At 73.2% G+C, this 20,633-nt stretch carries 14 protein-coding genes and 1 tRNA gene; 9 read left to right on the top strand and 6 right to left on the bottom strand.

Annotation, left to right across the window (positions count from 1 at the left end):
- Positions 1–26 precede the first annotated feature (26 nt).
- The 3 genes from K5O09_RS17335 to K5O09_RS17325 all read right to left on the bottom strand — a co-directional run bounded on the left by K5O09_RS17335 (position 27) and on the right by K5O09_RS17325 (position 3,109).
- Entirely contained in the window at positions 27–1,001 is a 975-nt protein-coding gene (locus K5O09_RS17335; protein WP_222170702.1) for a carbohydrate ABC transporter permease, read from the bottom strand.
- Positions 1,001–1,975, bottom strand: a complete 975-nt coding sequence (locus tag K5O09_RS17330) for a carbohydrate ABC transporter permease (RefSeq protein ID WP_222170701.1) — start codon at positions 1,973–1,975, stop codon at positions 1,001–1,003. The genes K5O09_RS17335 and K5O09_RS17330 overlap by 1 nt, the downstream gene beginning before the upstream one ends.
- A 246-nt stretch (positions 1,976–2,221) precedes the next feature.
- Positions 2,222–3,109 carry a Sir2 family NAD-dependent protein deacetylase gene (locus K5O09_RS17325; RefSeq protein WP_370635584.1) on the bottom strand — a complete coding sequence of 296 codons (888 nt, stop codon included), beginning with the start codon at positions 3,107–3,109 and terminating at the stop codon, positions 2,222–2,224.
- Between the two features lie 132 nt (positions 3,110–3,241).
- Here K5O09_RS17325 and K5O09_RS17320 point away from each other — a divergent pair.
- The 4 genes from K5O09_RS17320 (at position 3,242) to K5O09_RS17305 (ending at position 11,640) form a co-directional block, all read left to right on the top strand.
- Positions 3,242–3,328: transfer RNA gene (locus K5O09_RS17320), tRNA-Ser, on the top strand.
- Between the two features lie 439 nt (positions 3,329–3,767).
- The gene (locus tag K5O09_RS17315; protein WP_222170700.1) at positions 3,768–4,526 is read left to right on the top strand and encodes a hypothetical protein; all 759 of its coding nucleotides are present in this window, start codon (positions 3,768–3,770) and stop codon (positions 4,524–4,526) included.
- Positions 4,523–11,287 carry a DUF6531 domain-containing protein gene (locus tag K5O09_RS17310; protein WP_222170699.1) on the top strand — a complete coding sequence of 2,255 codons (6,765 nt, stop codon included), beginning with the start codon at positions 4,523–4,525 and terminating at the stop codon, positions 11,285–11,287. Before K5O09_RS17315 ends, K5O09_RS17310 begins: the two co-directional genes overlap by 4 nt.
- Positions 11,287–11,640 (top strand): hypothetical protein, encoded by a 354-nt coding sequence (locus tag K5O09_RS17305; protein WP_222170698.1) that lies wholly within the window; start codon positions 11,287–11,289, stop codon positions 11,638–11,640. The genes K5O09_RS17310 and K5O09_RS17305 overlap by 1 nt, the downstream gene beginning before the upstream one ends.
- Before the next feature lie 138 nt (positions 11,641–11,778).
- Here K5O09_RS17305 and K5O09_RS17300 read toward each other — a convergent pair whose 3' ends face one another.
- The gene (locus tag K5O09_RS17300; protein ID WP_222170697.1) at positions 11,779–12,597 is read right to left on the bottom strand and encodes a hypothetical protein; all 819 of its coding nucleotides are present in this window, start codon (positions 12,595–12,597) and stop codon (positions 11,779–11,781) included.
- The gene (locus K5O09_RS17295; protein WP_222170696.1) at positions 12,594–13,490 is read right to left on the bottom strand and encodes a helix-turn-helix domain-containing protein; all 897 of its coding nucleotides are present in this window, start codon (positions 13,488–13,490) and stop codon (positions 12,594–12,596) included. The genes K5O09_RS17300 and K5O09_RS17295 overlap by 4 nt, the downstream gene beginning before the upstream one ends.
- Positions 13,491–13,618: 128 nt before the next feature.
- On the opposite strand from K5O09_RS17295, the gene K5O09_RS17285 reads away from it, so the two are divergent.
- Genes K5O09_RS17285 through K5O09_RS17265 form a run of 5 tightly spaced genes read left to right on the top strand, consistent with a single transcriptional unit; the run spans position 13,619 to position 20,070 of the window.
- Positions 13,619–14,965, top strand: a complete 1,347-nt coding sequence (locus tag K5O09_RS17285; protein WP_255595835.1) for an SDR family NAD(P)-dependent oxidoreductase — start codon at positions 13,619–13,621, stop codon at positions 14,963–14,965.
- Positions 14,966–14,980: 15 nt separating this feature from the next.
- Entirely contained in the window at positions 14,981–15,862 is an 882-nt protein-coding gene (locus tag K5O09_RS17280; protein WP_222170695.1) for a PfkB family carbohydrate kinase, read from the top strand.
- A 1-nt stretch (position 15,863) separates the two neighbouring features.
- Complete coding sequence (locus K5O09_RS17275; RefSeq protein ID WP_222170694.1) at positions 15,864–17,393, top strand: Na+/H+ antiporter NhaC family protein; 1,530 nt, start codon at positions 15,864–15,866, stop codon at positions 17,391–17,393.
- Positions 17,393–18,931, top strand: coding sequence for an amidohydrolase family protein (locus K5O09_RS17270; protein WP_222170693.1), 1,539 nt, complete (start codon positions 17,393–17,395; stop codon positions 18,929–18,931). The genes K5O09_RS17275 and K5O09_RS17270 overlap by 1 nt, the downstream gene beginning before the upstream one ends.
- Before the next feature lie 32 nt (positions 18,932–18,963).
- On the top strand, positions 18,964–20,070 hold the full coding sequence (locus K5O09_RS17265; protein WP_222170692.1) for a LacI family DNA-binding transcriptional regulator: 1,107 nt from the start codon (positions 18,964–18,966) through the stop codon (positions 20,068–20,070).
- A gap of 24 nt (positions 20,071–20,094) precedes the next feature.
- Here the strand turns inward: K5O09_RS17265 and K5O09_RS17260 are convergent, their stop codons facing one another.
- Positions 20,095–20,601 (bottom strand): septum formation family protein, encoded by a 507-nt coding sequence (locus K5O09_RS17260; protein WP_222170691.1) that lies wholly within the window; start codon positions 20,599–20,601, stop codon positions 20,095–20,097.
- Positions 20,602–20,633: the final 32 nt, after the last annotated feature.

Below are 20,633 nucleotides of genomic sequence, written 5' to 3'. Positions count from 1 at the left end.
CGGCCCTTCGTCGTCGGTGCGGGGCGTCAGCCCTTGCGGCCCTGCGTGGCCACGCCCTCGATGAAGTACCGCTGCCCGAAGGCGAACAGCGCCAGCATCGGCAGCGTGACCAGCAGCGACGCGACCATCACGTACTGGTAGTCGCCCTGCCCGCCGGCCGTCGGCGAGTACTTCGTCATCGCGTACGCGATGCCGAGCGGCGCCGTGAACTCGTCGGGGCTGCCGGCGTTCAGGTAGATCAGCGCGGCCTGCAGGTTGTTCCAGGACGCCTGGAACTCGAACAGCAGCACGATGATGAACGACGGCACCGACAGCGGGAACGCGATCCGCCAGTACGTGCGCCACTGGTTCGCGCCGTCGATGCGCGCGGCCTCGAACAGCTCCCGCGGCAGCCCCAGGTAGAACTGCCGCTGCAGGAAGATGTAGAACGCCGACCCGAACAGGTTCGCGCCGAACAGCGGGACCCAGGTCCCGAGGAACCCGAGCTCCTTCCAGATCAGGTAGATCGGGATCATCGTGACCGCGCCCGGAAGCATCATCGTGGCGAGCACGAGGCCGAACAGCGGGCCGCGCAGCGGGAACCGGAAGTGCGCGAAGCCCCACGCCACCAGCGAGGACGACACGGCGACCGTCACGGCCGCCAGCACCGCGATGCCGATGCTGTTGACCATCCAGCTGCCGAGCGGCAGCTCGTCGAACACCCGGACGTAGTTGTCCCAGTGGAAGGTCCCGGGCCACAGCGAGTTGTCGAACACCTGCCCGCGGCCCTTGAGGCTGGCCGAGAGCAGCCACGCGAACGGGTACAGGAACATCAGGGAGATGACCGAGAGGAGCGCGATGACGACGCCGCGCCTGATCCTGCGGCCGGTGCGCCCGCCGCCGCGGACCTCGCTGGGCGCGGGACCGGTCGGGTCGATGGGGCGGTCGCCGTGCCCGGCGGCGTCCTCGGGGAGGCCGGGGACCTGGCGGACGGGCGTGTTCGTGGTGCCGGTGCTGGCCATCAGTCCTTGCCCCCCTCGTAGTAGACGAACCGGTTGCCGAACTTCATCTGGAGCGCCGTGATGGCCATGATGATCAGGAACAGCAGCCAGGCCATGGCGGCGGCGAACCCGAAGTTGAACTGCCGGAACGCCTGCTGGAACAGGTAGATCGCGTAGAACAGGGACGCCTCGGGCGAGGCGTTGGACTGGTCGCGCCAGAACAGCAGGTACGCCTGGTCGAACACCTGGAACGCGGCGATCGACAGCACGATCACGTTGAAGAAGATGGCGCTCGAGATCATCGGCAGCGTGATGTTGCGGAACCGCTGCCAGATGCCCGCGCCGTCGAGCTCCGCGACCTCGTAGAGCTCCCGCGGGACGTTCTTGAGGGCGGCCAGGAAGATCACCATCGTCCCGGAGACGCCCCACAACGTCATGAGCACGATGGACGGCTTGATCCACGCCGGGTCGACGAGCCACTGCGGCCCCTCGATGCCGAAGATCCGCAGGAACTGGTTGAGCGCCCCGGTGTTGCCGTTGAGCAGCAGGAAGAACACCGCGGCGGTCGCCACGGCGGGCGTCATCTTCGGCAGGTAGTACACCGTCCGGAAGAACCCGGCGCCGCGACCGGCCTGGTTGAGCAGCGACGCCAGGCCCAGCGCCACCAGGATCTCCAGCGGCACCGCGAGCACCGCGTAGAACAGCGTGTTGCCGAGGGCCGTGGCGACGCGCGGGTCGGTGAACAGCTGCGCGTAGTTCTCGAACCCCGCGGGCCGGGCCGTGTTCGTTGCCAGGTTGTAGTGGCTGAACGAGATCACGAGGCTGTAGACCATCGCCCCGGCCGTGAAGATCAGGAACCCGACGATCCACGGCGAGATGAACAGGTAGCCGGACAGCGCCTCGCGCTTGTTGTAGGGCACCTTGTCCCGCCGCTTGCGCGGGGCCCGGGGCGAGCGCGCGACCGCCGGGGCGGCGTCGGCTCTGAGCTGCGTCATCGGGGCCTCCAGTCGACCGATATCGCCGGTCGAGGCCTGCCCCTGCTCCGTTGCCCGGCGATGTGGCAACGATGCCACATGCCGCGACTATAGGGCGCAGGGGGTGCTGCCGCAAGACACCGGCCGGAGCCCGCGGACTACCTCACGGGCGCTGTCGGGGGCAGCGTGGCACGACACGCCCCGGCCCACGACCGGAGTGCCGGCCACGCCGCCGGCACGGCACCCGGCGCGCCGCCGACCCCGGCGTCAGAGCCGCGCCGCGAGCTCCGTCAGCGCCTCCGACGCGCCCGCGTCCAGCGTCAGCGTCGCCAGCGGGTCGCCCCGCGTCGCCCCCCGGTTGAGGATCACCACCGGCTTGCCGCCCGCCGCCGCGTGCCGCACGAACCGCAGCCCGGACTGCACCGTCAGCGACGAACCGGCCACGAGCAGCGCGTCCGCGTCGTCCACCAGCGCGTACGCCTCGGCGACCCGCGGCGCCGGCACGGTCTCCCCGAAGTACACGATGTCCGGCTTCAGCATCCCGCCGCACGGGCCGTCGCCGCCGTCCGGGTCCGGCAGCCAGCAGTCCACGACCCGGAAGTGCGCGGTCTGCTCGATCACCGCGTCCGCGTCCGGCGCGATCTCCACGTCCCCGACGGCGCCGACCGACTCCGCGAACCCCGGGTTCGCCGCCTCGAGCCGCTCCGCCAGCTCGGCGCGCGACACGGTGCGCCCGCACCGCAGGCACACCACCCGGTCGTACCGGCCGTGCAGGTCGATCACCCGCCGCGACCCCGCCTGCTCGTGCAGCAGGTCCACGTTCTGCGTGATCACCCCGACGACCGCCCCGTGCGCCTCCAGCGACGCCAGCGCCCGGTGACCGGCGTTCGGGTGCGTCCGGTGCACGTACCGCCACCCCACGTGGTTGCGCGCCCAGTAGTGCCGCCGGAACGCCGCGTCCCCCACGAACTGCTGGTACGTCATCGGGTTGCGCGGCGGCGAGTCCGGCCCCCGGTAGTCCGGGATCCCCGAGTCCGTCGACAACCCCGCGCCCGTCAGCACCGCCACCCGGCTGCCCCGCAGCAGCGCCACCACGTCGTCCACCGTCCCCGGGTTCGGCCGCACGTCGTCGTGCGCCGGCACCGGCAGGCGCACCGGCGGCGCCGGCGTCACGGGCGGGAGGGGCAGCGCGGGGGCGGGGGGCACGGGGTCCGGGGACGTCACGGGTCCACGCTACGTCCGCCGATGCGGGAGTTCGTCCCGGCATCCGGTAGTCTCTCCTGCCGAGGTAGCGTGTCCGAGCGGCCTAAGGAGCACGCCTCGAAAGCGTGTGTGGGTGAAAGTCCACCGTGGGTTCAAATCCCACCGCTACCGCGCGAGACGTCGCAGGACGTCGACGACAGCCCGAGCCCGTCAGGGTTCGGGCTGTCGTGGTTTCCAGGCGCGCGGGGGCAGTCCGATCCGCGCGGGCCACCGCAGAGCACCTCCCCGGCTCCGGGGCGGACGGCCAGCCGCTGCCACAGACCGCGCACGGCGGCGGAGAGGCTCGCCGGGTAGGTGGCCGGCCGGTGCGCGCAGGTCCACTCAACGCCGAGCGGGAGCCTCCACCTGGTCAGCGGTTCCCCGCCACTCAACGTCCGCACTCGGGCACCTGAAAGCTGTGAGTCGGCCGTGGGTGCGTGGTGCCCCCGCCTAGCGTCGCGATCCGGCGGACCGAGCCCGGACCGCCGCTCGCCTCCAGGGGGAAGGCCCTTTCCGCGTGCACCCGAGTCGCCGTCCGCTGCCCGTTCCAGCACGCCCGCGACCGTCCGGCTTGTCCGCCGCCGCGACGGGGGCGCTGTCCCGGACGAGGGCCGTGGTGGCGGCCGGCGTCGTGCTCCTCGTCCTGGGGGCCGTTGCCGCAGTCACTGCCACGGCAGCTCCGAGGGAGTCCGGCGCACGGGAGGCGGCGGAGCTGCTGCCTGGCTGGGAGCGCACCTCCTCGGCTGCGACGCCGGAGGCCGTCGTGTCGCTGGCCGGCACGGGCCTCGTCGACCGCGCTGCGTGGGCGGACGCCGATGAGGACGGCGTCGCGGACCGTGTCGAGCAGGCGCTGTGCGGCTCGGCCACGTGCGCGGTCCCGTGGGCGGACGTCGATGCCGACGGAGTTCCGGACGCCGCCGACGTGCTGGTCTGCGGGACCGCGGGCTGCGTGGACGCTCGAGTCGATGCGGACGCCGACCGGATCCCCGACTTCGTGGGCGTGCTGCTGTGCGGGGAGGCCGGGTGCCCGGCGGGGACGCTGCGCGGCGATGTCGACGGCGACGGCGTGGAGAACTGGGTCGAGGCGCTGATCGCCGGGGACGCCACGGGGGCCACCGGTCAGGAGGACCTGGACGGGGACGGCATCGCGGACGAGGCGGCGCTGATGGAGTGCCTGCGTCTGGTCGACAGGCTGGCGACGACCGGTGCCGAGGTGTGGTGGCTGCTGGCCGCCGCGTGCGTCGCCTGTGGGGCGGGGCTGGTGCTGCGCGGGTGGCGTGACCTGCGGATGGAGCGGGACGGGACGTCGTCGGAGGGGATGGCGGCGTGAACACCACCCGCACGAGCAGCCGGGTCCGCGCGGTCGGCGGCGGTGTCGAGGGGGCGTTGGCCCGGTGGACCGGGCGCGGCGTGGTCGCCGCCGTGGCCGCGGGCACCCTGGTCGCGGTGATGCTGGTCCCCGCGGAACCCTCGGCGGCGCACCAGCAGGCGCAGGCCGCGGCGGAGGTGCTGGCGTGGGCGCGCTCGAACGCCCACGCCGCGACCACCGCCACCGACCCCGCTCCCGACCCGCAGCCCCGGCCCGCTCCTGACCACACCGGCGACGCCCCCGCGCCGGTGTGGGGGACCGGCGCGGTCACGCCGGGTGCGGGTGGGCAGGTCAGCGGCGACGTGGCCTCGGTCGAGTTCTCGGGCCACGGACTGACCGCTCCGGTCGACGTGATCGTCACGGCCCTGGACGACGCCGTGGCGGCGACGGCGGCCGATGGGGACACCACCGTCGTCCTCGCGCCGGGTTTCGACGTGACGGCGCTCGACCCGGACGGCGAGCAGGTCACTGCGTTCCCCCACGACTCCCCGGACGCCCCGGAGCCTGGCACTGCCGCGGCAGCTCGTCGAGCGGGTGCCTCCGGGCTGCCGGTGACGCAGGCCGAGGACGGCTCCACGCTGATCGGCGGGCTGCCCGTGGGGCAGGCGCCGCACCCGGACGCGGCGAACCTGGACGCCGGGCTGGGTGAGGCGATGGCCGGCGACGACGGCGAGACCACGCCGGGCGTCCGGATCGAGGTGCAGGTCGCGCCGACCGAGCTGGACGGCATCCGTCCCGGGTCGGTGCGGTTGATGACCCGTGAGTCCGACGCCGACCGGTGGACCGTCGTCCCGTCGTACCTCGACGCCGCGCGGTCGGTGGTGGTGGGCGAGCTGGACCACCTGTCGCAGTTCGTCGTCATCGGCGGCAAGGACCTCGGCGACCCACGCCCGCGCGTCGTGCTCGACCCGGACAACGACCGGGCGTTCGCGAACTCCCCGGGTCCGCGCGTGACGGAGGTCGGGTACAACGTCGCCCTCGCGAACCAGGTCGCGGCCCGACTCACCCAGACCTGCAACGCCGACGTCGTCGTCACCCGCACCACTCCGATCCCGGACCTGGGGCGCGACATCCGGGCGGGGATGGCGGTCGCCCACCACCCGGACCTGACCGTGACGTTCGGGTTCAACGGCAACGACGGGGACGCGTGGGGGAACGTCGGCAACGGTGGGTCCGAGGTGTACTCGCGCGGCGGCGGCCTCGACGAGCAGGCCCGCGCCACGATGCTGAACGTCCTGCCCGTCTACACCGGTCGCCCGGCGAACCCGAAGTCGCGGGTCAACCTGACCTACCCCGAGTACGCGGGCCTTCCGGGCGCCCTGATCCACCTCGAGGCGCTGTTCCTCGACCACAACTTCGACCGGCCCGTCATCGACAACGGGTTCTCCTTCATCGTCGACGGGGTCTTCACCTCGCTGGGCCTCCAGCTGGAGAACCAAGGGTTCGACTGCTCGGACCCCGACCGCGGGGGCGGGTGGCCGTCACCGCCGTCGGCGGCGCAGGTCGCGACGTGGATGCAGCTGGGGTTCAAGAACTACGCCGCCTACGGCGCCGACCCCGTCAGCTTCGCCACCGGCAACCTGGTCGAGCTCGAGGACCTGTTCCACCTGACCGGCCCCGGCGGGTCGGACACGCAGATCGCGCTGATCCACAACTCCCAGGACGGGCGGGTCAGCCGGTTCGGGGCCGGGTGGACGAGCGACCTGACCGCGAGGGCCCAGCGGTTCGCCGACGGGTCTGTCATGGTCGTGCGCGGCGACGGCGCGTCGTTCGTCTTCACGCCCGACGGGACCGGTGGGTACAGCGCGGACCCCAATACCGGGGCGGCCCTGGCCGAGGCCGGCAGCGGGCAGCTGGTCCTGACCGTGGACGATGGCACCAGGTGGCGGTTCGACACGTCCCATCCCGAGGGCGTCGGGGACGTGGTCGAGCGCCGCGACCCCACCGGCGCGGTCACCCGGTTCGAGTACGCGCCACTGTCGGGGGACCCGTTGTTCCGCTCGCTGACCGCCGTGGTGCTGCCCGGCGACCAGCGGATCGCCGTGGAGTCCGACGCGCGCGGGCTCGTGACGGCGCTGACCGCACCCGACGGGAGGGCCTGGCGGCTGGGGTACGACGACGCCCTCGACCTGCGCACGATCACCCTGCCTGACGGGCGCGTGCGCGGCTTCGACTACGACACCGCCCACCGGATCACGGTCGCCCGGGACGCCGCGGGAGCGGTGTACCTGACGAACAGCTACGACGCGGCCGGCCGTGTGGTGTCCCAGGGGGACGGCGTCGGTGGGACGCGCACCTTCGCGTACCGCACGGGCGGGACGGACTACACCGACGCCGCCGGGTCCGTCTGGCGGTACCAGGTCGACGCGCGGTCCCGGGTCACCGGGTTCACCGACCCCCTCGGGCACACCACCAGAGTGGAGTACGGGGCGCTCGACGCACCGACCGCCGTGGTCGGCCCCGACGGGGAACGCATCACCTACGAGCTGGACGCCCAGGGCCGGCCCACAGCCGTCGACGTCCCCGGGACTGGTGCGACGGAGCTGGTGCTCGGCGCGCTCGGCCGGGTCACGCAGGTGACCGCACCTGGCGCCGGCGGTGCCGCCGTGACGACCCGCATCGAGCGGGACGGGGCGGGGCGGCCCACCCAGGTGCAGCACCCCGACGGGGTGGTCGAGGTCACGCGGTACGACGCCGCCGGTAACCCTGTCGCGTTCACCGATGCCGCCGACGAGACCTGGACGGCGACATTCGACGCCCGCGGGAACCAGACGTCGAGCACCGATCCGCTCGGGCGGACCACGACGTTCGCCTACGACGCCGGCAACCGCCTGACTGCCCGCACTCTGCCCTCCGGCGCCACCTGGGGATACGGGTACGACGCGGTGGGGCGTCTGGTGTCGGAGACCGACCCCACCGGGGCGGCCACCACCTACGGGTACGACGCGAACGACAACCTCACCCGGATCACCGATCCCACCGGGGCCGTGACCCGCCAGACCTGGGACACCGGCCGGCGCCTGACCCGTGTCACCGACCCGAACGGCGGGGTGACGACGTACGCCTACAACGGCGAGGACGTCGTGGTGCGCGAGACCGACCCGACCGGTGCGACGACCGCATACACCCTCGACGCCGCGCACCGGGTGGTCGCTGTGACCGATCCGAACGGCGGAGTCTGGGAGCGGACCCTCGACGAGTCCGGCAACGTGGTCGCCCAGACCGACCCGGGCGGCGGGGTGTCGACCTGGGAGTACGACCAGGGCGGGCGGCTCATCGCCCAGAGCGATCCCGACGGGGTCGTCACCGCCTTCGCCTACGCCCCGGGTGGCGGGCTTCTGGAGACCCGCGACGCGGCCGGTGCCACGACGACGTTCACCTACGACGCCGCAGGCCGCGTCGTCGCCGAGTCCGGTCCGGCCGGGACGACCCGGTACGCCTACGACGCGGTCGGACGGCTCATCGCGACCACGGACCCGGCGGGGCGCACCACCGAGGTCGCCGTCGACGCCGCCGGGCAGGTCACGGCCGTCACCGACCGGACCGGAGCCACCACGGCTTTCGAGTACGACGCAGACGGTCACCAGGTCGCGACCCTGGACGCCGACGGTGTGCGCCAGACCGGGAACCTCGACCTCGCGGGGAGGGTCCTGGCCGCCGGTGTCGAGGGCGGCGCGGTGCGGGAGTACACCTACGACGCCGCTGGTCGGGTGACCGCCGAGACCGACGGCCTGGGTGCCGCCACGGCGTACTCCTACGACCCGGCCGGGCAGCTGATGGGGGTCACCGACCCGACCGGCTCCGTCACGACGTTCGCCTACGACGGTGCGGGGAGGCAGACCGCGACCACGGACCCCGACGGGGTGGTGACCGCGTACTCCTACGACCGGGCCGGGCAGCTCGTCGAGGTCGTGCAGAACGCCACCGGCACAGGCGACGCCTCCGATGACGAGAACGTCACCACCACGTACGCCTACACCCCCGTCGGGGACCTGTCGCAGGTCACTGGCCCGCGCGGCGCCGTGACTAGGTACGCCTACACCCCCGGTGGGCGGCTCGTGGCCGAGACCGATCCGCTGGGCCACACCTGGACCTCCGCCTACGACGACGCGGGACGGCTCGCGCGAGAGACGGACCCGGACGCCCGGACCGTCACGTACGCGTACGACGACGCGGGACGGGTCCGGTCGGTGGAGTACACCCAGGGCCGTCGTGCGGCGCGTGCCGCCCGTGACGAGCCGCTGCGGGTCGAGCTGGAGTACGACGCCACCGGGAACGCGATCGCGATGACCGACCCCACGGGCGTCACCGGGTGGACCTACGACGCCGAGGGCCGCCGCACCGCCCAGCGGACCGTCGCAGGCACGGTGAGCACCGCCTACAGCGCTGCGGGCCGTCAGGTCAGCCTGACCACCCCCGACGGGACGACGCAGACGTGGGCGCACGACGCCGCAGGCCGCGTGGCCGAGCAGGGCACCCCGGCCGGGGTCATGACCTACGCGTACGACCAGACCGACCAGGTCACCGCGATCAGCCGCACCAACGCGGACGGCACGCCCGGCCCGATGACCGCCTTCGCCTACGATCCCGCGGGGCGCACCACCGGCATCCGCCACCGCGTCACCGAAGTCGACCCGTTCATCGCGCCCGAGCCCGGCGAGGTGGCGCTGACGTGCGACACCTGCCTGCCGGGGCCGGACTACCTCGCCGGACGCACCCTGCCGGGGACCGGCACATCCGGGTCCGGGGTCTGGGACATCCAGATCGACCAGACGTACACGCCCACCGGCCACGTCGCCACGCGCACCCGTGTCGACGCGGGCGGACGGACCCTGTCCGGTGCGTACACCTACGACCCGCTCGGGCGGCTGACCGGCGGCACCGAGACCGACCGGATCCCCGGTCCTGAAGCCACCGACGAGGCGGAGGCGTGGGACCTCGCGCAGGTCCCCGTGGTGCCGGCTCCGCGCGCGCCGGACACCCCCGCGGCCTCGGACGCCGGATCGGGCGAGACGGCTCCCGAGACGCCGGCCACGCAGCTGACGTACGCCTACGACGCGGCCGGCAACCGCACCGCCGCTAGGGCCACAGGCCCGGACGGGACCACCCGTACCCGGGCTGCGGTCTTCGACCAGGCGGACCGGCTCACCCGCACCACCGACACCACCACGCAGCAGGACGACGGCGCCGACGTCCTGTCCGGGCTGATGGCAGCCGCCCGGGGCGGGTCGGTGACCGAGTACCGGTACGACGAGGCGGGCAACCGCACCCGCGAGGCCACGACCCCGGCCGGCGGGGGCCTTCTCACCGCGGGAACGTTCGTGCGCGACTACGTCTACGGGCCGGACGGGCGCCTCGGACAGGTCACCGACCTGGACCGGACCGTCGCGTTCACCCGCGACGGCCTTGGGCGCACGGTGACCACGACGACGGCGACCGAGTTCGTGACGCACACCGCCACCGCGACGTGGGACGGGTTGACCCAGGTCGCCACCACCGACGACCAGTTCGGCACCACCACGTACGCGCGGGATGTGACCGGGGACCTCGCGGTCCAGTCGTCGGCCCGGACGGCGACGACGGGTGGCGTGGGGAACAACGACCCGACCGTCCTGCCCGGCGGGGTGACGTCCGGGGCGGTGTGGGAGCTGACGGACGCCCTCGGCTCCGTGATCGCCCAGGCGGTGGGGGACACGATCACCCAGGTCGCCTCCTACGACCCGTGGGGCGACGCCACTACCCGCACCGCGGGGTGGGACGCCGATCACGGGTACACCTCCCAGACGGCCGACCTCGGGCTCGGTGAGGTGTGGTTCTACGCGCGCACGTTCGACCCGACCACCGGGACGTTCACGACCCAGGACGCCTGGGAGGGACTCCTCACCGCCCCCGGCACCCTCAACGCCTACGCCTACGTCCTTGCCGACCCGCTGACCACAGTCGACGTGCTCGGGTACTGGCCGGACTGGCTGGACGACGTGAACTGGCGCGAGGTCGGGGGAGCCGTCGCAGGCGTGGCCGCGGGTATCGCGGTGGGCGTCGCTGTCGGCGCGTGCATCGCCGCGACCGCCGGGATCTGCGGTGGCGTGGTCGCGGGTGTCGCGGTCGCGGTTGCCGGCGGTGCTGCAGCCGGAGCAGCCGGGGCGGCAGCCAGCTACGCCGTCACCGGGAGCAACGGGCAGTACTCCTGGGGCGGCTTCGGCACGCAAGTCGGCCTCGGAGCCGCCGCCGGGGCAGCAACCGGCGGTCTCGGCTACGGGGTGACGTCGGGGCTGCGAGCGGTGGGTAACCGCATCACCGCAGCACACCGGGCAGCGCAAGCTCAGCGTGCAGCCCAGGCCGCCGCGAGGCGTAATCCGAGCGGACGGTCGACCGTGGGTCGGTCGGGCCAGGTGACGTCTGGATCTCACGCCACCCAGGCGCCACCGAAGGCGTCGGGCGCCTCGGCTGCTACCTTCACGGATGATGCCATCGCTTACGCGATGACACCTCAGAGGTACGGGCACATCTTCCGCGCTAAACACCTTCTGGGTCCCGTGTTGACACGTGCGGGCTCTGAGCGAGCCCTCCTGCGTGCCGTGATCGGCGCCGTTCGCCCGTCTCTACCCGCTCGAGGTCCGTTCGCGCGAATCGTGCGGGTCTACGGCTACCAACTCGAAGTGCGAGGCTCCGTGATGGAGGGACGGCTCCTAATCGGGAGCATATTCCGGAAGGGGAAGTGATGGCTCCCCGATTGCTTTCCACGCAAAGAGCAATCGCGTTGATTGAGCGCGCCCGTGAACTGCTCGGGTTCGAATCCATGTCCCCTTATTCGGGCATCTCCGAGGTGGTGCAGGAAGAGGTCTCAACCTTCGCTCGGCTCGGCCCCGACGACTCTTCTGTTCAGCGGCCTGTTCCGGCCGATAGCCAGCTTTTCTGTGGACGCGATGACTCTGGATTTCCGATGGGCGAGATGATTTTCTGGGTCAAGGACACCGGAGAAGTCGGCGAAATCGAGCTGGTATGGTACTCCAACGACCTGCCGGACGAATGGCCGTCTGCTGCTGATTTGTGGGTGTCGGCGAAGTGGCTGTGAGGAGGCGCCGCTTTTCGCGGTCTGGGTGTGGCGACGTCGGATGACGCCCGGTGTGGGGACGATGGACCGGAGCAGGGGCCCCGGCGTCGTCGCTGACCGAGACGAGGCCGAGGGGCGTCACCGCGGAGGCGCCGGCCGTCAGGCCACGGGCCGCACGCGGTCGACCAGGCGGGTCCGTCCCGTGCCGTCGCCGAGCTCGTGCCGGGCGCCCGGGGTGGCGGCGTAGAAGAGCAGCGTCCCGGCGAGGAACAGCGGGTCGACGTCGAGCACCGGGGTCGGCACGCCGAGCACCGCGCCCTGGGGCGAGCCCAGCCCTCCGGGCACCGGGGCGCTCAGGAACCGACCGCGCCGCCGCCAGGGGGCCGAGCGGGCGCCCGGCCTCGCGATGAGGTGGAGCACCGGCCAGGAGCCGGTGTCGCCGAGCCGGACGTCCGCGAGGTCGTCCCAGGCGAGGTGGCCGTCGCCGTCCCAGCCGTGCACGGTGACGCCGCGGGCGTCCAGGACGAGGCGGTGCGGACGGCGGCGCAGGCGCAGCAGGCTGTCGGGGAGCGGCAGCGCGAGCAGCACGGCGGCGCCGATCATGACCCACGTGATCGGCGCGGGATCGCCGAGCTGGAGCGTGGCCCCCGCGAGCAGCACGACGACGAGGCCGCCGATCGTCGCCGCGGGCACGGTGAGCAGGGTCGTGGACCACGTGAGCACGGTGGCGCGGCTGCCGTCGGGGAGCGTCTCGACCGTCACGCGCCGGCCGTCGAGAGGCGGTCGGCGCAGGTACGTCCGGTGGAACCCGACCGCGCCGGCGCCGACCCACAGCAGTCCCGCCCCGGCGACGACCACGCAGGTCGCGGGAGCCCACGTGCCTGGCGAGGCCACCAGCAGGGCGACGGCGAGCAACGTCAGGGCCGAGCCGAGCAGCGCGTTGCCGACGACGACCGCCCACAGCGCCGGCCTGCTCACGCCGCCCCGCCCGTAGCGCCAGCGCCAGCAGCGCCACCTCCACGACGACCAGCCACGTCCCCCGGCACCCCCGCGGCCTCCGCCGCGAGCGCCCCCAGCAGCCGCAGCCGCTCCGCGCTGGGGCTGCCCGCGTCGGCGTAGTACACGACGAGCACCACGCCCTCGACCGGCAGCTTGTCGCGGTGCAGCGTCAGCTCGCCGACCACGGGGTGGTGCACGACCGTCGTGCCGCCGGTGAGCGGGCGCACGTCCTGGCGCGCCCACAGGGAGCGGAACCGGGCGCTGGACAGGGACAGCTCGCCGACCAGCTCGACCACGCGCGGGTCGTCGGCGTCGTCCCCGACGCTCTGCCGGAACGCTCCCACGAACCCGGCGACGGCGGCGTCCCAGTCGGTGTGGAAGGCCCGCTCCTCGGGGTCGAGCAGGAGGGACCGGAGCCGGTTCTCGCCCGGTCGCAGCCGCGGCGAGAACGCGACGGCGAGCGGGTTGGCGGCGAGGACGTCGAACGCGCGGCCCTCGACGAACGCCGGGACGTCGAGCGCCGCGAGCAGGTGGTGCAGCCGCTCCGGCACCCGCTCGGGCGGCCGGCGGCGGGGCCGGGAGCGGGGCCGGGGTGCGGCGAGGTCCCGCAGGTACGCGGTCTCGACGTCGTCGAGCCGCAGCACCCGCGCCAGCGCGTCGAGCACCTGGGCGGACGGGTTGCGGTCGCGGCCCTGCTCGAGCCGCAGGTAGTAGTCGGCGCTGATGCCGGCGAGCAGTGCGACCTCCTCGCGGCGCAGCCCGGCGACCCGCCGGTTCGCGCCGCCGGGGATGCCGGCCTGCTCGGGCGTGACGAGCGCGCGGCGGGCGCGCAGGTACGCGCCGAGCCGCCGGGTGCCGTCGTCGGTGCTCACCGGACCACGGTAGGCGCGCTGCGCGCCCCCCGGGGTGGTCCCGGCACTCCCAGGAACCGCGGGGCCGTCCCCCGCGCGCGGGGCCGCGCCGAACCTGGAGGTCCCCCACACGGAGAGAAGGAACGACCATGGACGTCTCGCGCCGCACCGCGCTGGTCGTCGGCGGCACGTCCGGCATCGGGCTCGGCCTCGCGCACCGGCTGGCCCGCCTGGGCAGCACCGTCGTCGTCGGGGGGCGCCGGCCCGCCCCCGTCGACGGCCTGGAGCAGGTGCAGGTCGACGTCACCGACCCCGCGTCGGTGCTGCGCGCCCGCGACGAGGTGCTCGCCGCCCACCCGGACCTGGACCTGGCGCCCACGACCGCGGGCGTGTTGACCGTCCGCGGCTGTGGGCGCTACTTTGTGCGCGCCAGAGACCGGTCTCTCAAAGAGAGCGGTCTCCACCCGACAGAGAGGTCTTCCATGCTCGGCTTCGACCCGGACCGGTTCTCCACGGTGGTCGGCGGCGCCGTCCGCCTCCGCCCGCGCATCGAGGAGCTCGCCGAGCTCGTCGTGGACCGCGACCCGAACGCCCTCTTCCTCATCGGCTCCGGCGGTTCGCACGCCGCGATGTGGCCCTACGCCCTGCTGATGTCGACCCGCTCGACGCTGCTCACCCGCACCCCGATCGCGGCGGAGCTCGTCGTCTCCGGCGACCGCCACCTGACCGCCGAGTCGGTCGTCGTGCTGGCGTCGCTCTCCGGCACGACCAAGGAGACGGTCGCCGCGGCCGAGTACTGCCGCGAGCGAGGGGTCACCACGATCGGCATGACCGGCGACCCGGAGTCCCCGCTGGCGCGGATCGTCGACCACGTGCTGGTGAACCCGGCCGACGACGAGACGGCGTCGGAGTCCTACGACATCCAGCTCACGCTGCTGATGACCGCGATCCTCGCGCGCCGCGGCGAGTTCGACGGCTACCCCCGTCTCGCCGCCGCCGTGGACCGGTCCGAGGAGATCCTGCTCGCGATCCAGCAGCAGGCGGAGCCGGTCGCGGCGGCGTTCGCCGAACGGCACCGGGACACCGGCTACCACATGCTCGTCGGAGCCGGGAACCTGTGGGGCTTCGCCTACAACTACTCGATGTGCATTCTCGAGGAGATGCAGTGGCTGCACACCACGCGTGTGCACGGGGCGGAGTTCTTCCACGGCTCGCTCGAGCTGGTCGAGAAGGACACCAGCCTCATGCTGTTCGTCGGCGAGGACGAGAGCCGGCCGCTCATGGAGCGGGTGCGCCGCTTCGCCGAGACCTACTCCGACCAGGTCACCGTCCTCGACTCCGCCGACTACCCGCTCGAGGGCGTCGACGCCGACCTGCGCGGGCTGTTCGCGCCGCTGGTCATGGACTCCATCACCATCCGCATCTCCAAGCACCTGGAGCAGGTGCGGAACCACCCCCTGGACACCCGGCGCTACTACCGCGTCGTCGAGTACTGAGAAGAGGACCTCCCCATGTCTGCAACGACGCAGGCGGCCACGCCCCCTCGCGTGGTCGGCTTCGGCGACAACGTCGTCGACCGCTTCCTCGACCGCCGGGTCATGTACCCCGGCGGCAACAGCGTGAACTTCGCTGTGTACGCCGGCCAGCTCGGGGCGGAGGCGGCCTACCTCGGCGTCTTCGGCACCGATGAGGCCGCCGCACACGTCCGCGAGGCGCTCGTCGACCAGGGCGTGGCCCTCGACCGGTGCCAGGAGAAGCCCGGCGAGACCGGGTACTGCGACGTCACCGTCGTCGACGGCGACCGCGTGTTCGGCGACTGGAACGAGGGTGGTGTCACCACCGCCGACCCGTTCAGGCTCGAGAGCGACGACATCGCCTACCTGGCCGGCTTCGACCTCGTGCACTCCGGCGTCTACGGAGGCGTGGCCGACCAGCTCGGTCAGCTGCGTTCCACGTCCGCGCTCGTGTTCTTCGACTTCTCCGACGAGGACGAGTTCCGGACCGCCCCGTACCTGGATGAGGTGTGCCCGGCCGTCGACCTGGCGCTCCTGTCGTGCGAGCACCTGACCCTGGACGACACGATCTCCCTCGCGCACGACGTCCGCCGCCGGGGCCCGGCCCTGGTGCTCGCGACGCGCGGCATGCACGGATCCGTGCTGGTGGACGGACGCGGGACGCTGCACGGGACGGCGACGCCCATCGAGGCGTACGACACCATGGGGTGTGGGGACGCGTTCTCCACGGCGTTCGCGGTGAGCTGCCTGCGGTCCGGGTGGCGCCGGGGCGCCCTCCCGCCCGTGGTCGACCTTCAGGAGGCACTCGCTCTCGCGGCCGACTTCGCCGCGAAGCAGTGCCTCGTCGAGGGTGCGTTCGGCTACGGGAAGGAGTTCTGAGATGAGCTCGACACTCGCTTCCGAGGGTTCCATGACCGGGGCGCCGCAGCAGCCGCAGGGGCCGTGGTCCGCCCTGGTCCGGCGGCTCGGCGACCGCCGGACGCTGCTCGCCTACGCCGGCCTGGCCGTCATCTTCCTCCTGGTCCTCGCCTTCGCCCCGCAGGGTGAGGGCGCGACGTACGGTGCGTGGTCGCTGCTGCCCGCCGGGACGCTGTTCATCTTCATCCTCATGACGCAGCAGGTCCTCGAGGGGTTCATCTGGGCATCGCTCCTCGGCGCGGTGATGCTCGCGCGTGGCGCCTTCTTCGGGTTCTGGATCGACCGCCTGTTCACCGAGGTGGCGGTGGCCGATCACCTCCAGCTGCTGGTGCTGCTGCTGCTCATCGGCGGGCTCATCGGGGTGTTCGAGCACATGGGGCTCGCCGCGTCGTTCGCCGAGGCCGCCGCGCGGCTGGCCCGCGGTCCGAAGCGGTCCTCGCTCGTCACCGTCGTGGCGACCGGGCTGCTCTCGAACGACTCCTACCTGTCGACATCCGGCGTCGGCGTCTCGATGACGCCCGTGAACAAGGGCTTCGGTCTGCCGCGCGCGTACAGCGCGATGCTCATCCGCTCGACCGCGGAGCCTGCCTGCACGCTGAACCCGATCGGCTCCACCCCGGTCCTGGTGACGGGCCTCCTGGTCACGGCGGGAGTCGTCAGCGCGGACGAGCAGGTCTCCGCCTACCTGCACGTCCTCCCGTACCTGTTCTTCTCACTGGCGATCGTGCTGGTCGCCCTCCTCACCGCTGCCGGCGTGCTCCCGATGCTCAGCGCGATGCGCCGCGCGGCGGCCGCCGAGGCACAGGAGGAGGCCGGGCAGACGGCTGGGGCCGAAGCGGCTGGGCCGTCGTCCGCCACGGAGCCCGCCGGCCGCGCACCGCACTGGCTGAACATGGTCGCCTCGATCGCGGCCGTCATCGTCGGCATGCTGATCACCGGCAGCGTGCAGCATGCCTTCATCATCGCGCTCGTCGTCACCGGCGTCGTGCTGCTCGCGCAGCGGCTGACCTCGCCCAGCGGCTACCTGGACGCCGTCCTCGAGGGGATGAAGGACATCTTCTCCCTCGTGCTGCTCATGGCCATCGCGTACATCCTGGTCTCGTTCATCGCGGACCTGGACTTCGCCGGGTTCGTCATCCAGCACGTGTCGGGCGTCGTCGCCCCGGCCTGGCTGCCGCTCGCGGTGTTCCTCGTGTTCGGCGTGACCGAGCTCCTGGTCACGCTGAACTGGAGCCTGTACATCCTGCTCATCCCGGTGCTCGTCCCGCTCTGCGAGCAGACCGGCGCCAACCTGTGGGCCACCGTGGCCGCGCTGCTGAGCGCCGGCACCTGGGGGCTGACGGCATCGATCTCCTCCGACGTCGGCCTGCTCACGGCTTCGTCGACCGAGGTGGGCCTCTTCCGGCACTGGATCACGAACCTGCCGTACCAGGCCATCGCCTTCGTCGTGGCGGCGGCCGGGTTCGCCGTGGTCGGACTGGTGGGTGCGTGATGGCCGTGGACCTGATCATCCGGTCCGAGGCGGTCTACGACGCGGCGACGGGGACGGCGTCCCCGGGCCACGTGGCCGTCGCGGGCGACCGCATCCTGTCGGCGGGCCGGGGCCCGGGGGACGAGCACGTCGGCCCCCGCACCCGCGTCGTGGACGCCGGTGACGGGCTCGTGGTGCCGGGGCTGCACGACAACCACACGTTCGTGACGGCCCTCATGCTCGAGCACGCGGGTGCGGACGTCTCCGGGTGCACCACGGCGTCCGAGGTCGTCGACGCGCTGCGGTCCGCGCCGGAACCACCGGCCGGCGGGGTGCTGCTCGCCCGGGACGCGGTCCTCGGCGACGCCGCGCGGGCGGGTCTGCCCGACGCGCTCGACGCGGCCTTCCCCGGCAGCGCCGCGGTGGTGCTGGGGGCGGGCCGGGAGTGGCTGGTCGCCGGACGCGCCGCCCGGGCCGAGCTCGGCGACGGGCTGGACCCGGGATCGAACGAGGCGCTCGCCCCGCTCTACGCGGCCCTCGCCCGGGACGCCGGCGTGGTGCGACGCACCTACACCGACACGGCCCGGCGCATGGCGGCCCAGGGCGTGGTGTCCGTCAAGGAGATCGCGTTCGACGACTACCTCGGCATGCTCCCCGTCCTCGACGACCTGACCCGTTCCGGCGACGTGCACCTGCGGATCAGCTTCGCCTCGCAGCCGGTGCAGGCGCCGGCGGACCTCGCCTTCGGGGACCGGGCACGTGCCGCGCACGCGTCTCCCCGTCTGCGGTTCCACGGGTTCAAGCTCATGACCGACGGCTCCTTCGACGAGTACACCGGTGACCTCGCCGGACCCGCCGACGAGTGGACCGCGCGCCAGCACCCCACCGTGGACTACGCCGCTCTCCGGCGCGAGGCCCGGAGGATCGTGGCCGCCGGGCACAACCTCGCGCTCAACGCCGACGGGGACGGTGCCGTCGGGCGCTGCCTCGACGTCATCGAGGAGATGCTGCTCGACGGCATGGCCCTGCCGGACCTGCTCTCCCTGTCCGACGTCTCGTTGATCACCGACGAGGACGCCCGGCGGGCCGGCGCGCTGGGCGTGTTCTGCGAGGTGTACACGCAGCTCCTGCTCATCGAGGGGTACACCCCGGACCTGGTCCGGGACATCCTCGGACCCGAGCGGGAGCAGCGCCTCGGCAACCACGCCCGCCTGCTCTCCGCCGGCGCCCGACTGACCTCCGGGACGGACCTGCCGCTGTTCTTCCCGTCTCTCGGGGAGGCGATGCTGTCGGCCGCCGAGCGGCGGTTCCCGGGCGGCGGACCGGCCGGCGGCTGGCACCCGGAGCGCGGGCTGAGCCGTGCCCAGGTCGTCGACTCCTGGACGGGCACGGCGGCGGCCGCGATGGGCCTCGACGGCTGGACCGGGGCGTTGCGACCCGGTCTGCGTGCGGACGTCGCGGTGTTCGACCGCGACCTGCTGCGCGTGCCCGCCGACGGGCTCGCCGGGGCGGCAGCGGTGCTCACGGTCGCCGGCGGGACCGTGGTGCACGAGTCGTGATCAGGGGTGACGCGTCGGATAGGCTCACCGGCGTGTCCGGCGCGTCACCCTCCCGAGTCACGGTCACCGACGTCGCCCAGGCGGCAGGTGTGGCCCGTGCGACGGCGGCCCGGGTGCTCGGCGGCTACGGCTCCGTCCACGCCGGGCTGCAGGAGCGGGTGCGGGAAGCCGCCGCCGCGCTCGGCTACCAGCCGAACACCCTCGCCCGGTCGATGGCGACGGGCGTCACGCACACGATCGGCGTCGTCGTCGCCGACATCGGGAACCCCTTCTTCGCCGGCGTCGTCCGGGGCATCGCCGACGCGGCGCGCTCCGCCGGCTACGACACCATCGTGGTGAACACCGACGAGAGCGCCGACCGCGAGCGGGACGCCGTCCGCGTCCTGCTCGGGAAGCAGATCGACGGCCTGATCGTCGCCTCCGCGGTCGGGGCCGCCGAGGACCCCGCGCACCTGCGGGCCGCCGTGGAGCGCGGCGTCCCCGTCGTCGCCGTCGACCGGGAGCTCCCGGGCCTCGACGTCGACGCGGTCGTGATCGACAACCACGACATCGCGGCGGAGGCCGTCCGGCACCTCACGTCCGCCGGGCACCGGCGCGTCGCCCTGGCGTGGGGGCCGGCGCTCCCGCACCGACCGCGGACCCTGAGGACGCTGCTCGACGCCGGCCGCCGGGACCTCCCGACGAGCGGGGCCCGCCTGCTGGGCTGGGCCGACGCCCTCGCCGAGGCCGGCCACGACCCCGACCCGGCGCTGGTGATGACCGGCAGCCAGACGATCGAGGGCGTGCGCCGGTTCGTCACGCGCCAGCTGGGCGGGGACGACCCCGCGACGGCGGTGTTCGCCACCGAGACGGACGCCGTGCTCGGCACGCTGGCCGCTGCCCGGGACCTCGGTCTCCGGGTGCCCGAGGACCTGTCCGTCGTCGGGTTCGACGACAACCCGTGGGCGACCGTCACCGTGCCCGCGCTGACGATGGTCGAGCAGCCGGTGCGGCAGCTCGGGCGGGCAGCCGCCGGGCGGCTCGTGCAGCGGATCGAGGGGCGGGCGGCCGGGTCCAGCACGCGTGCGCTGCGCGCACGGCTGGTGCGCAGGGACTCCGTCGCCGCGCCACGGGAGCGGGTGCGGCCGGACCGGCCGTGACGCCGGACGACCGGCGGAGCACCGTCAGAGCGCGGAGCCCTCGAACGACTGCGTCACCATCTCGGACGGGTGCTGCGCCACGCACTGCAGCGCGTCGTCGCCCTGGTCCCAGCTCTCCTCGGTCGGGTACAGGAACGTCACCTCGAGCACCGAGCTCTCGTACGCCGCGCCGACGAACGGCTCGAACTCCGTGAGGCAGAACTCCTGGGCCATCGCGTCCAGCTCGGTCTGCTCGGGCAGCTCGGTGAGCGTCTGCTCGGCGTAGATCTGGCCGTCGTGCGGCTGGTCGCACGGCAGCGCCTGGAGGGACTCGACCATCGTCTCGTCGGCCGACGGCATGACGAGGCAGTCCTTCACCTCGAGCGAGAAGACGCTGGCCTCGGCGGATTCCGTGATCTCACCGGAGGCGGAGTCGCGCTGGGCGTCGTCGGGGCCGCCCAGCACGCCGCAGGCGGAGACGGACAGCACGAGCGCCGCGGCACCCGCGAGCACGCCGGCGGGACGGGACAGGTGGTGCACAGGGAACGTCATGCCGACATCCCAGCAGGTCACAGCCGCTCGCG

This window comes from Cellulomonas sp. C5510, assembly GCF_019797765.1.
Taxonomy (GTDB): Bacteria; Actinomycetota; Actinomycetes; order Actinomycetales; family Cellulomonadaceae; genus Cellulomonas.
This window is presented reverse-complemented; position numbering and strand designations above follow the sequence as displayed.